General features: G+C 64.8%; 10 protein-coding genes. 3 read left to right on the top strand and 7 right to left on the bottom strand.

Going from position 1 to position 12279, the window contains the following annotated elements; all coding sequences use genetic code 11:
- Positions 1-10 precede the first annotated feature (10 nt).
- Genes BG60_RS04665 through BG60_RS04655 form a run of 3 tightly spaced genes read right to left on the bottom strand, consistent with a single transcriptional unit; the run spans position 11 to position 1978 of the window.
- Entirely contained in the window at positions 11-628 is a 618-nt protein-coding gene (locus BG60_RS04665; RefSeq protein WP_008351716.1) for a LysE/ArgO family amino acid transporter, read from the bottom strand.
- A complete protein-coding gene (gene maiA / locus BG60_RS04660) occupies positions 625-1269 on the bottom strand; it encodes a maleylacetoacetate isomerase (protein WP_008351718.1) in 645 nt (214 codons plus the stop codon). The genes BG60_RS04665 and maiA overlap by 4 nt, the downstream gene beginning before the upstream one ends.
- 10 nt (positions 1270-1279) lie before the next feature.
- Positions 1280-1978 carry a fumarylacetoacetate hydrolase family protein gene (locus tag BG60_RS04655; RefSeq protein ID WP_008351720.1) on the bottom strand — a complete coding sequence of 233 codons (699 nt, stop codon included), beginning with the start codon at positions 1976-1978 and terminating at the stop codon, positions 1280-1282.
- 326 nt (positions 1979-2304) lie between these two features.
- On the opposite strand from BG60_RS04655, the gene ybiB reads away from it, so the two are divergent.
- Positions 2305-3297: a DNA-binding protein YbiB gene (gene ybiB, locus BG60_RS04650; RefSeq protein WP_034470525.1), complete on the top strand. Its 993-nt coding sequence runs from the start codon at positions 2305-2307 to the stop codon at positions 3295-3297.
- A 416-nt stretch (positions 3298-3713) separates the two neighbouring features.
- Positions 3714-5366: a 2-isopropylmalate synthase gene (leuA, locus tag BG60_RS04645; RefSeq protein WP_008351725.1), complete on the top strand. Its 1653-nt coding sequence runs from the start codon at positions 3714-3716 to the stop codon at positions 5364-5366.
- Positions 5367-5382: 16 nt separating this feature from the next.
- Here leuA and BG60_RS04640 read toward each other — a convergent pair whose 3' ends face one another.
- Entirely contained in the window at positions 5383-5766 is a 384-nt protein-coding gene (locus BG60_RS04640) for a nuclear transport factor 2 family protein (RefSeq protein WP_008351729.1), read from the bottom strand.
- A gap of 45 nt (positions 5767-5811) precedes the next feature.
- Positions 5812-6378: an acyloxyacyl hydrolase gene (locus tag BG60_RS04635; protein ID WP_034470522.1), complete on the bottom strand. Its 567-nt coding sequence runs from the start codon at positions 6376-6378 to the stop codon at positions 5812-5814.
- Positions 6379-6741: 363 nt separating this feature from the next.
- Here BG60_RS04635 and rpoH point away from each other — a divergent pair, with 363 nt between their 5' ends.
- Positions 6742-7677: an RNA polymerase sigma factor RpoH gene (gene rpoH / locus BG60_RS04630; protein WP_008351733.1), complete on the top strand. Its 936-nt coding sequence runs from the start codon at positions 6742-6744 to the stop codon at positions 7675-7677.
- Positions 7678-7808: 131 nt separating this feature from the next.
- On the opposite strand, the gene nagE is transcribed toward rpoH, so the two are convergent.
- Together nagE and ptsP are read right to left on the bottom strand one after the other, a co-directional pair.
- A complete protein-coding gene (gene nagE, locus BG60_RS04625) occupies positions 7809-9599 on the bottom strand; it encodes an N-acetylglucosamine-specific PTS transporter subunit IIBC (RefSeq protein WP_034470518.1) in 1791 nt (596 codons plus the stop codon).
- 87 nt (positions 9600-9686) lie between these two features.
- Positions 9687-12275: a phosphoenolpyruvate--protein phosphotransferase gene (gene ptsP, locus BG60_RS04620; RefSeq protein WP_167561842.1), complete on the bottom strand. Its 2589-nt coding sequence runs from the start codon at positions 12273-12275 to the stop codon at positions 9687-9689.
- Between the last annotated feature and the right edge of the window lie 4 nt (positions 12276-12279).

Raw genomic sequence — 12279 nt, 5'->3', positions numbered from 1 at the left:
GCGCTCTTTTTTATCGCGCGAAGAGCAAGGAAGCCGCGATCCACCACATCACGCAGCCGACGATCACATCGAGCACGCGCCACGACACGTCTTTCTCGAACCACGGTTCCAGAAGACGCGCGCCGTAGCCGAGCGCCGTGAACCAGACGATCGACGAAGACATCGCGCCGGCCGCGAACCACGCGTCGCCCGGCCAGCCGCGTTGCGCGCCGATGCCGCCGAGCAGCACGACGGTATCGAGATAAACGTGCGGATTGAGCAGCGACAAGGCGAGCACCGTGGATGCCGCGCCCACCGCCGTCTGCGAATCGCCATCCGATGCGTCCAGATGCCCCGGCCCGCGCCACGCCGCGATGAACGCGCGCAAGCCGTACAGGAACACGAAGATCGCGCCGGCCCAGCGGATCACGTCGAGCAGGACGGGCGCACGCGAAATGAGCGCCCCCATGCCGCCGACGCCGAGCCCGATCAACATCACGTCGATGAACGCGCAGATCGACACGACGATTCCTACGTGACGTCGCTTCAAACCCTGCCGCAACACGAAGGCGTTCTGCGCGCCGATCGCGACGATCAGGCTCGCGCCCAATCCCGCCCCCGACAGAAAGCTCGGGAAATCGGCCGTCATTCGGCGTCCGGTTGCTGCGCGGGAGCGGCCCGCGCGAAGGCGTCGATCGTGCTGGCGTGATCGGCGATGCGCGAAATCGTCGGATAAGCGCTCACGTCGATGCCGAAGCGCCGCGCGTTGAACACCTGCGGCACGATGCACAGGTCGGCAACGGTCGGCGTGTCGCCGAACGTGAGCGCGCCGACGCGCCTGTCGGCGGCCAGCCGCGTTTCGAGCGACGTGAAACCCATCTCGACCCAATGCCGATACCACGCGTCCTTCACGTCATCCGGCACCTTCACCTGATGCTTCAGGTACTTGAGCACGCGCAAATTGTCGAGCGGATGAATCTCGCACGCGACCTGCATCGCGACCGAACGCACGAACGCGCGATCGGACGGATTCTTCGGCAGGAGCGCCGGCTCGGGATGCGTCTCCTCGAGATACTCGATGATCGCGAGCGACTGCGTGAGAACGTCGTCGCCATCGACGAGCGCCGGCACAATGCCGTCCGGATTCACCGCGCGATATTCGGGCTTCAACTGCTGGCCGCCGTCGCGCAGCAAATGCACGCCCTCGTACTCGTAATCGAGCCCCTTCAGATTCAGCGCGATACGCACGCGATACGCCGCCGAGCTGCGGAAATAGCTGTAGAGCTTCATGGTCGCGGACTCAGACGACGCGCACGGAGAATTCGCCGATGCCGTCGACGCCGCCCTTCAGCACGTCCCCCTTCACGACCGCGCCGACGCCTTCGGGCGTGCCGGTGAAGATGAGATCGCCGGGGAAGAGTTCGAAGAGCGTCGACAGATACGCGACCGTCTCGCCGACCGACCAGATCAGTTGCGAGATGTCCGAGCGCTGCTTTTCCTCGCCGTTGACCGTCAGCCAGATCGCGCTCTTTTCCAGATGCCCGACCTTCGATACGGGATGAATCGGGCCGATCGGCGCGGAGCGGTCGAAACCCTTCGCCGTGTCCCACGGACGGCCGAGCTTCTTCGCTTCGGCTTGCAGGTCACGGCGCGTCATGTCGAGCCCGAGCGCGTAGCCGTAGACGTAGTCCAGCGCCTTATCGGCGGGAATGTCCTTGCCCTGCTTGCCGATCGCGGCGACGAGTTCCATCTCGAAGTGCAGATTCTTCGTCTGCGACGGATACGGGAATTCCGCAGTCGAGCCCGGCGCAACGTTCAGCACGGCATCGGCGGGCTTGCTGAAGAAGAACGGCGGCTCGCGATCCGGATCGTGGCCCATTTCGCGCGCATGGGCTTCGTAGTTTCGCCCGACGCAGTAGATGCGGCGCACGGGAAACTGCTCGTTCGAACCATCGACGGGCACGGCTGCTGCCGGCGCCGGAGGAAACACATAACTCATCCCGCTCTCCTGATGCTGTTTTGATTTGCAGATTTCCGGACGAATGCGTCGGCGTTCACGGCCGGCGAGAACAAGGAGTGTAACGTGCGCGCACAAATCGTGGCGAAGCTTGTCGGGCTTGGCTCAGCGAGCTTTCGACCGGCCTTCGGAGCTGCGGCTGGCGCGGTGGTTTTAGTAAGCATCGGCGGAAAAGCGCGCGAAACGTTCGATGGGCAAACCTTGCCAGCGCTCCTCAAATGCGGTACTCAATAGCATTCCTGCACCTTAAAAAGCGCAACGGCATCGCTCAGATTACGGAATTGAGCGCCCGATCGCGCACCTCTCCGATGACCGACTCCGCTTCCCCCACTTTCGCCTGCGCACGCTACATCAAGGAAATCGGCCGCGGGCCGAATGGCGCGCGCGCACTTTCGCACGAGGATACTTACGCGCTCTACGAAGCGATGCTCGACGATCGCGTGCCCGAACTCGAACTGGGCGCGGTGCTGCTGGCCTATCGCGTCAAGGGCGAAACCGCCGCCGAGCTTGCCGCGATGCTTTCCGCCGCGCATCGCTCGTTCGAGCCGCTGCATGTCCAGGATGGCCGCGAGCACGCACGGCCCGTCTCGATCCCGAGCTACAACGGCGCACGCAAGACGCCCAATCTCGTGCCGCTCCTGTCGCTGCTGCTCGCGCGCGAAGGCGTACCGGTCCTGGTGCACGGTGTCACCGGCGATCCCGGCCGCGTGACGAGCGCCGAAATCTTCGCCGAACTGGGCATCGCGCACGCGGCTTCGCACGATGAAATCGAAGACAGCCTCGCCTCGCGCCGCCTCTCCTTCGCGCCGATCACCGTGCTCGCGCCGAAGCTCGCGCGATTGCTCACGCTCAGACGCCGCATGGGCGTGCGCAATTCGACACATACGCTCGTGAAGATCCTTCAACCGTTCGCGGACCCGGGCCTGCGGCTCGTCAACTACACGCATCCCGAATATCGCGAGAGTCTCACCGGGCTTTTCACCGCGCATCCGGACGCGGCGGCGGGCGGCGCACTGCTCGCGCGCGGCACGGAAGGCGAAGCCGTCGCGGACACGCGCCGCCAGGTGCAGGTCGACTGGTTTCACGACGGCCACGCCGAAACGCTGATCGCGCCCGAGCATTCGCAGCCGGACGCCCCGCGTGTCGAGCTGCCCGAGACGCTCGACGCCGCGACCACCGCGCGCTGGATCGAATCCGTGCTGCGCGGCGATGTGCCGGTGCCGCCCGCGGTCGCGCGCCAGGTTGAAGTCATCGCCAATGTGGTGCGCAAGCCGGTCGCCGGTCAGGAAAATCCCGTTTGACACACTATTCAACGCTGGTTTAAAGTCGAACGCATGCGCTTGACCCAGTTTTCCTCCCTCCGAATTATTTCGGGCCGCCTAGCGCGGCCCCTATCGCTACGTCTAGCGTAAGTCGCCAGACGTAGCGCCGTGCGTTCGCAAGTCGCGCGGTCCTCCAGAAGTTTCCCGCAGTACCTTTTCTTACCAACCGTAGTCGTCAGCTTTTCGTTCGCGCATCCCGCGAAACGGAAACGCGAGGGTCACATGCACGCTGCTTCGCGCACGTTCACGTTGGTCGCAGGCGTCACCATCGCCCGTGATTCGTGTGAACGCGCGCGCCGCCCGGTCTTACGTGCATGCCGCCACGCCCGGCCAGCCGCCGGACACGGCCTCTCTCGCAGACGCTACGCAAACCGTCCGAAGAGAGATCGACGATCATGATGCCGAACCCCGCCGAGAAATACCGTCCGTTTCCGCAAGTCCGTCTGAATGGCCGCCGCTGGCCGAACCGCACGATCGAAAAAGCGCCCGTCTGGATGAGCACCGATCTGCGCGACGGCAACCAGTCGCTCATCGAGCCGATGAGCATCGCAGCGAAGCTCGAGTTCTTCGAGATGCTGGTGAAAATCGGGTTCAAGGAAATCGAGGTGGGCTTCCCGTCGGCATCGCAGACGGATTTCGACTTCGTGCGCAAGCTGATCGACGAAAAGCGCATTCCGGACGACGTGACCATCGAAGTGCTCGTGCAGTCGCGCCGCGAACTGATCGAGCGCACGTTCGAAGCGGTGGAAGGTGCGAGCAAGGTGATCGTGCATCTCTATAACGCGATCGCGCCGTCGTTCCGCAAGATCGTGTTCAACCAGTCGAAGGACGAAGTGAAGGCGCTGGCGGTCGAAGGCACGCGCATCATCAAGGAATGCGCGGCGGCGCGGCCGGACACGCACTGGATCTATCAGTACTCGCCCGAAACCTTCAGCATGACGGAGCTGTCGTTCGCGCGCGAAGTCTGCGATGCCGTCGCGCAAATGTGGCGTCCGACGCCCGATCACAAAATGATCGTGAATCTGCCCGCGACCGTCGAAGCGGCAACGCCCAACGTCTTCGCCGATCAGATCGAGTGGATGGACCGCAACATGGGCTTTCGCGACAGCATCGTGCTGTCGGTGCATCCGCATAACGATCGCGGCACGGCCGTCGCGGCGGCGGAAATGGCGTTGCTCGCTGGCGCGGATCGCATCGAAGGCTGCCTCTTCGGCAACGGCGAGCGCACCGGCAATGTCGATCTCGTGACGCTCGCGATGAATCTCTACACGCAAGGCGTGGATCCGGGCCTCGATTTTTCCGATATCGACGCCGTGCGCCGCGTCGTCGAGCGCTGCAATCAGATTCCGGTGCATCCACGCCATCCGTACGCGGGCGATCTCGTGTTCACCGCGTTTTCGGGTTCGCATCAGGACGCGATCCGCAAGGGCTTCGCGCAGCGCGTGCCGGGCACGGTGTGGGAAGTGCCCTATCTGCCGATCGATCCGGCTGATCTCGGCCGCAGCTACGACGCCGTGATCCGCGTGAACAGCCAGTCCGGAAAGGGCGGTTCGACGTATCTGCTCGAACGCGGTCTCGGCTTCACGCCGCCGCGCCGCGTGCAGATCGAATTCAGCCACGCCGTCCAGAAAGTCACCGATGCATCCGGCGCGGAAATCAGCGGCGAAGCGATCTGCGAGCTCTTCAAGCGCGAGTATTTCGATGCGGGCGGGCCGGTATCGCGCATCGACGTTTCGACGCTTACGGTATTCGAAAGGCGCGTCGCATTACCGGCCGTAGTGGCTGCGACGAGCGGCGACGCTCACGCGCAGGCGGTCGCCGCCGCGCTCGGCGTGGACGCGAGCGTGAACTGGTTCGAGACGTCCGTGACGGCGAACGGCGACACGGCGGCGTTCGTCGGCTGTCGTGTCGGAGACGGGCCGACGCGCTTCGGCGTCGCGGTGCATGCGAATCCGGCGCTCGCGGTCGCCGATGCCGTCGTGAGCGCGGTCAACCGCTCCGGGCGCGTCGTGGACAACCTGCGGCAAGACGAAGCCGTGGAAGCGTGATGGGCGGCGCGCGTGGCTATTCGAGCGCCACGCGCGTCGCCTGCAGGGCCAGCAGCTGCCATTGGCCTTCGGTCTGCACATGGACGGCGGTGTAGGCGATCGGAAACAGCAGCGCGCCGTTCTTCGATTCCATCTCGATCAGCGCACGGCCCGACACGAGGCACGTATCGCGGCCGGCGGGCAGCACATCCTGCGACTGAATTTCGATCTGCCGATAGCGGCGGCGGCCCGCGGTGATCGCGTCGATGAACTGGCGCTTCGTCTCCCGCTTGCCGTTCGTGTGGACGTAGCTGACGTTCTCGGCCAGCAGCGCGTCCAGCGCCGGGCCGTCGCCCTCGACCATGGCACGGAAGCGATCGCGCTCGAGGCCGCGGATGGCCTCAATGGTTTTTGCCGGCATCTGTCGATTCCCCTTGTGTCGAGGAACCGATGCGCCGGCGCCTCGTCAGAAGTTGTATTGCAGATATAGCTGGCTGAAATTTATACCAGGATTCGGCTCTTTGATACCGCCGTTCGACAGATGCTGAAAGCGAAATCCCGCTTGATAGCTCTGCTTCGACCCGAAGATCATGCCGACGCCCACCATGTCCGCGAACTGGAACGCCGACCCGACGCTGAAATCCTCGGTGATGCGCGTGTGCGAGAGCAGCCGCACGCCGACGCCCGCCTCGATGAACGGCCGGAAGTAGCCCGAGCTCTTCACGAAGCGCAGCACTGGCGTAATGCCGAATTCCCATATGTTCGGATGCACGGCGTTGTCCTCGGTCGTGTGCCAGTAGGACACGTGACCTTCGCCGATGAGCGTGAAGTGAAAACCGCCGATCTCCCACCAGGTGAGGCCCGGATCCCAGGACAGGCCGAGATCGGCCTTCTTGATGTCGTGGTCGGCGACGCCGCCGGCGATCTGGACACCGAATCGGTCGGCATGAGCCGCCGCCGACGCGAGACCCAATGCAGTACAAACCGCCACGCGCGCTAGCGGGCGGGGCCACGAACTCTTGTTTTTATGCATTTGCACCCCAATTTGCTCGGATAGCGGGTGTGTTTCGTAAATTGCTGTCGCTTGGCGATTCTAGTGACGTTTTAAAACATTTGCAGAAATCGCATCAGCGCGCCCCCGTTTGTAGAATTTCTGATCGCGACAGTGGGCAAGTAAGGTAAATGATGCGAAAACGTTTCAGCCTCCGGTAGTTTCTTCCGCTGCTCGCGCAACAGTCCGTCCTATTGGACCCGCAAATTCGATAGTTTTTGTGGGAACTCCCACATTCCCCTCTGCTCTAACACTTAGCACTCGATGGACTGGAGTGCTAATATCGTGTCTGACTTGCCGCGGTCGTTAAGCGGCACGTGAATTGTTGATAAGGAGCTTATGAGCGTGACCAATGCGATGACCCTTCCGAATGTTGTGAGCTCGGCACCTGCCAAGGCATCTTCGGCAGGCGCGCTGACGTACGCGCAGTCGTCGATGCTGACCGGCCAGATCGGCAACATCGATTCATACATACAAGCAGTGAACCGTATTCCGATGCTTTCGCAGGCGGAGGAACGACAGTACGCCACCGAATTCCGCGAGCAGGGCAACCTGAACGCCGCGCGCCAGCTGGTGCTTTCGCACCTGCGCCTCGTCGTGTCGATCGCCCGTAACTATCTCGGTTACGGCTTGCCGCACGCCGACCTGATCCAGGAAGGCAACATCGGTCTGATGAAAGCGGTGAAGCGCTTCGACCCAGAGCAAAACGTGCGCCTGGTGTCGTATGCGATGCACTGGATCAAGGCCGAGATTCACGAGTACATCCTGCGCAACTGGCGCATGGTGAAGGTCGCGACGACCAAGGCGCAGCGCAAGCTGTTCTTCAATCTGCGCAGTCACAAGACCAGCCATTCCGCGTTCACGCCGGACGAGATCGAAGGTCTCGCGAGCGAGCTGAACGTAAAGCGCGAGGAAGTCGCGGAGATGGAAACGCGCTTGTCGGGCGGCGATATCGCGCTCGAAGGCCAGGTCGAGGATGGCGAGGAAGCGTACGCGCCCATCGCCTATCTGGCCGACTCGCACAACGAGCCGACTAACGTCATCGCCGCGCGGCAGCACGACAGGCTGCAAAGCGACGGCCTCGCCGATGCACTCGAATCGCTCGACGAACGCAGCCGCCGCATCATCAAGGCGCGCTGGCTCGACGTGCAGGACGACGGCTCGGGCGGCAAGACGCTGCATGAACTGGCCGACGAGTTCGGCGTCTCGGCGGAGCGCATTCGCCAGATCGAGGCGAGCGCGATGAAGAAGATGCGCTCGGCGTTGCATGACTACGCGTAACAATTGACTGTGCCATTGCAGAAATTGCAAAGCCCGCCGTCGACGAGACGGCGGGCTTTTTCTTTGGCACTTCGCTGAAAACACAAACGGCGCCCGCGGGCGCCGTTTGTTATCGAGCTTCGATTACCGCTTCAGGCAGGCATCGGTGCAGCGCCGCCGCCGTTGCCGGACAAGCGCGTGGACAGTTGCGCCGCATAGCGCTGCGCCGCCGCGCCCACGACGATGTGGAACGTATCCGCCGACACCCACGCCACATCCAGCGACGACAAACGCTGACGATCCACCGACGACGGATCGCGCACGACCACGCGCAGGCGCGTCTGCGCAACCGCGTCGAGCGATACCACGTTGGTCGCGCCGCCGAACACCGCGAGCCAGCGGAACGGGTCCGGATCGAGCGGGCCGGGCGTCTGGTCGCCGCTCACCGCTGCCGCGACCGGTTGCGCCGGCGTCGACGATGCGGGCGTTGCGCCGCGCGTCGACGAATGCTCGAGTTCGCTGCGGATTTCATCGGCGATCAGATCGGCTTCCGGCCCGATGATCACCTGGACGTTGGTCGCGCCGCGCTTCAACACGCCGCGCGCGCCGATGCTCTTCAACTGCGGCTCCGACACCTTCTCCGAATCCACGACCGACAGACGCAGACGCGTCGTGCAGGCATCGACGAGCGTCAGATTCGATGCGCCGCCGAGCGCCGCGACGTACTTCGCAGCGCGCGTGTTCGACACGGCTGCTGCCGCGCCGGGCACGGGCGGAATCAGGCCGCCATCGACGGTTTGCGCCACGTCGGTTTCGGCGTCGGTCGTGGCCGGCTCGCGGCCCGGCGTCGCCATGTTGAACTTGCGGATAAAGAAGCGGAACAGGCCGTAATAGATGACGAAGTACACCGCACCGACCACGAGCGCCAGCCAGCCGCGCTGCGACAGACCGTAGTTCAGCACGTAGTCGATCGCGCCCGCCGAGAACGTGAAGCCCAGATGGATGCCGAGCGCCGAGCAGATGGCGAGCGACAGGCCCGTCAGCACTGCGTGGATGCCGTAGAGCACCGGAGCCAGGAACATGAACGAGTATTCGATCGGCTCGGTCACGCCCGTCAGGAATGCGGTCAGGGCCATGGAGAACAGCAGGCCGCCGACGATCGCGCGGCGCTCCTTCGGCGCTTCATGGAACATCGCGAGGCACGCGGCCGGGAGACCGAACATCATCACCGGGAAGAAGCCCGTCATGAAGCCGCCCGCCGTCTTGTCGCCCGCGAAGAAGCGATGCAGGTCGCCGTGCACGATCGCGCCGCCGTCGGGCGGCGTGAACGAGCCGAACACGAACCACGCGAGCGAGTTGATGATGTGATGCAGACCCGTAACCAGCAGGATGCGGTTCAGCACGCCGAACACGAAGGTGCCGAGCGCGCCGGCGGTCGTCAGCCAGTTGCCCGCGCCGTCGATGGCCGCCTGCACCGGCTGCCAGATGTAGCCGAAGACGATGCCGAGCACCAGACACGCGACGCCTGTCACGATCGGCACGAAGCGCTTGCCGCCGAAGAATGCCAGATACTCGGGCAGCTTGATGTCCTTGTATCGGTTATACAGATAGCCGGCCACCATACCGGCGATGATCCCCGACAGCACGCCCATGTTGAGCTTGTCGTTGATGTCCTTCATCACGGCCACTTCGATGAGGTAGCCGATCGCGCCGGCGAGACCCGCCGTGCCGTTGTTGTCCTTCGCGAAGCCCACCGCCACGCCGATCGCGAACAAGAGCGGCAGATTGGTGAAGATCGCGTCGCCGGCGTCCGCGATCATCTTGATGTTGAAGACATCGGGCTGGCCGAGACGCAAAAGCAGGCCGGCCACCGGTAGTACGGCGATCGGCAGCATCAGCGCGCGGCCTAGTCGCTGCATCTTTGCAAACGGGTTGGCGTCCATCGGGTTCTCCAAAAAATATAGGTCTTGTCTTTGCTGCTTCGGGGATTGCTGAAAAGGCATCCGTGAAGCTGGCTGCAGGGAAGACGTTCAGTCCTGCGGCCAGATTTCGCGGCTTGCCGCTCTTACTGCCTGAGCCGATTCGAGCGCGAGGCAATCCTCGGCGCGCTGACGGCACAGTTGGTAATCGAGATTGCGCACGCGTGCCTTGATGCCGGGCACCGACACCGGATCGACCGACAATTCCGTCACGCCGAGTCCGATGAGCAAGGGCGCCGCGACCGGATCGCCGCCGAGCGCGCCGCACACGCCGACCCACTTGCCGTGCTTCTCCGCGCCCTGCACCGCCGCCTTGATGAGACGCAGCACGGCCGGATGCAGGCCGTCGGATTGCGCGGCGAGATCGGGCTGGCAACGGTCCATCGCGAGCGTGTACTGCGTGAGATCGTTGGTGCCGATCGAGAGGAAATCGCCGTATTTCGCCAGTTGGTCGGCAAGCAGCGCCGCCGACGGCACTTCGATCATCACGCCCACGTCGACCGGATCGGTGCGGCCCGCTTCGCGCGCCAGTTCGTCGATGCGCGCACGCAAGCGCTGCAGTTCGCCGGAATCGGTGACCATCGGCAACAGGATTCGCAGCGCGCCCGCCGGCTTCACGGCGAGCAGGCCGCGCAACTGGTCATCGAGCAGATCGGGGCGCACTTGCGCGAGCCGGATGCCGCGCAGCCCGAGCGCCGGATTTTCCTCGGGCGGCAGCGTCAGATAATCGACTTCCTTGTCCGCGCCGACATCGAGCGTGCGGATGATCGCGGTGCGGCCCTGCAAGGCATCGACGATGCCCTGATAGCTTTGCGCGTGCTCCGCGACCGTCGGCGCCGACTGGCGATGAATGAACAGCAGTTCGGTGCGCAACAGGCCGACCGCATCGGCGCCGTTTTCGACGGCGGCTTTCGCGTCGTCGAGCGTCGCGATGTTCGCGGCGACTTCGATCGCGCGGCCATCCTTCGTCGATGCCGCTTCGCGCGACAGCTTGCGGTTCGCTTCACGCACGCCCGCGAGCCGCTCGCGCTCGTTGCGTGCGCGCTCGACGTCGAGCGCGGTCGGCGCATGCTCGATGCGTCCCGCCGATGCATCGACGACGACTTGCGTGCCTTCGGGAATCGCGTGCAGCGCATCGCCGATCGCGACGAGCGCCGGAATGCCGATCTGCCGCGCGATGATCGCCGCGTGCGAGGTCGCGCCGCCGCGCGCCATCACGAGCGCGGTGACGCGCGTGCGGTCGAGCGACGACAGATCGGACGGCGTGAATTCCGTGGCGGCGAGCACGGCTTCCTGAGGCAACTCGAGCGCCGCCGTGTTGTTGAGGCCGAGCGCGCGCAACACGCGCTTTTCGATGTCGCGAAGATCGGCCGCGCGCTCGGCGAGCAGTTCGTCCTGCACGTTCGAGAGCAGCGCGATCTGCGCGCGGATCGCCTCGCGCCATGCGAAGCCCGCGCTCTTGCCGAGGCTGATGAGATCGCGCGCGGCGTCGAGAAGCGTCGGATCTTCGAGCAGCACGCGATGCACCGCGAAAATGCCCGCTTCGCCGACCGCGCCGCGCTGCGACGCGGTACGCACGGTTTCGCCGAGTTCGGCATCGACCTGGGCGATGGCTTTATCGAGCGCGCGGCTTTCCGCCGCCGACGCGCCGCTCGCCTGTTCCGGCGGCACGATTTCCTGATCGTCCCAGCGCACCAGCTTGCCGATCGCGATGCCCGGCGCCGCGCACACGCCCGCGAGCGTGTTCGGCGGCAACGGCTCGCCCGTTCGCGTGGCTTGCACGACCGGCGCGGGCGACTTCTCGCGCGCGGGCGATTCTTCGACTTCGCCTTGCGCCGCGCGCACCAATTCCACCGCGACCGCTTCGACCGCCTGTTGCGCCTGCACGCCGATGCCGACGAGCTCGATGGTCGCGCCCTCGCCCGCACCGAGGCCGAGCAGGCCAACGACGCTTTCCACTGGCGCCTTCTTGCCTTCGTAGCGCACTTCGACCTTCGCGTCGAAACCGCGGGAAGCTTCGCGTGCCCGCGCCGCCGGACGCGCATGGAGGCCGCCCGCATGGGAGAGCGTCAGGCTGCGGCGCGCTTCGTCGAGAACGACCGCGCCCGCGCGCGCCGTCTCGGCTTTCTCGCCGTCCTTGGCGCGCAGAACCAGCAGGCGCGAGCCCGCTTTCAGCACGCCGCGGCCGGCGCGATCGATGATATCGAAGGCATCGCCGTTGGCGATCGCGATTACCGAAACGAGGCTCGGCGCGTGCTGCGCGACGAAATCCGCATCGAACTCGATCAGCGGCTCGCCCGCGCGCACCGTCGCGCCTTGCTGGATCTTCGGCGTGAAGCCCTTGCCGCCCAGCTCGACCGTGTCGATGCCGATATGCACGAGAATCTCGGCGCCTTCCTTCGTGCGCAGCGTCACGGCGTGATGCGTGCGCGCCAGATGCGTGATGGTGCCGTCGCAGGGCGAGACGAGCACGTTATCGAGCGGATCGATGCCGATGCCGTCGCCGAACATGCCCTCGGCGAACACGGGATCCGGCACGTCGGCGAGCGGCACGACGGGACCGGTGAACGGCGCGAGCAGCACGACGTCGTTCGGGTTATCGATGGAATGGTTCAACAGTGACTCCTCGGCACGGCGCATCGGC

This window comes from Caballeronia zhejiangensis (genome assembly GCF_000698575.1).
In the GTDB taxonomy this organism is placed as follows: Bacteria; Pseudomonadota; Gammaproteobacteria; order Burkholderiales; family Burkholderiaceae; genus Caballeronia; species Caballeronia zhejiangensis.
The sequence above is the reverse complement of the archived record's forward strand: the minus strand, read 5'-3'. Positions and strand labels throughout refer to the sequence as shown.

Excerpts from the sequence above, each read along its gene's own strand:
- ybiB (WP_034470525.1), top strand. The coding sequence starts at position 2,305 with ATGACCGACTCCGCTTCCCCCACTTTCGCCTGCGCACGCTACATCAAG.
- maiA (WP_008351718.1), bottom strand. The coding sequence starts at position 1,269 with ATGAAGCTCTACAGCTATTTCCGCAGCTCGGCGGCGTATCGCGTGCGT.
- BG60_RS04665 (WP_008351716.1), bottom strand. The coding sequence starts at position 628 with ATGACGGCCGATTTCCCGAGCTTTCTGTCGGGGGCGGGATTGGGCGCG.
- BG60_RS04640 (WP_008351729.1), bottom strand. The coding sequence starts at position 5,766 with ATGCCGGCAAAAACCATTGAGGCCATCCGCGGCCTCGAGCGCGATCGC.
- nagE (WP_034470518.1), bottom strand. The coding sequence starts at position 9,599 with ATGGACGCCAACCCGTTTGCAAAGATGCAGCGACTAGGCCGCGCGCTG.
- BG60_RS04655 (WP_008351720.1), bottom strand. The coding sequence starts at position 1,978 with ATGAGTTATGTGTTTCCTCCGGCGCCGGCAGCAGCCGTGCCCGTCGAT.
- ptsP (WP_167561842.1), bottom strand. The coding sequence starts at position 12,275 with ATGCGCCGTGCCGAGGAGTCACTGTTGAACCATTCCATCGATAACCCG.
- BG60_RS04635 (WP_034470522.1), bottom strand. The coding sequence starts at position 6,378 with ATGCATAAAAACAAGAGTTCGTGGCCCCGCCCGCTAGCGCGCGTGGCG.
- leuA (WP_008351725.1), top strand. The coding sequence starts at position 3,714 with ATGATGCCGAACCCCGCCGAGAAATACCGTCCGTTTCCGCAAGTCCGT.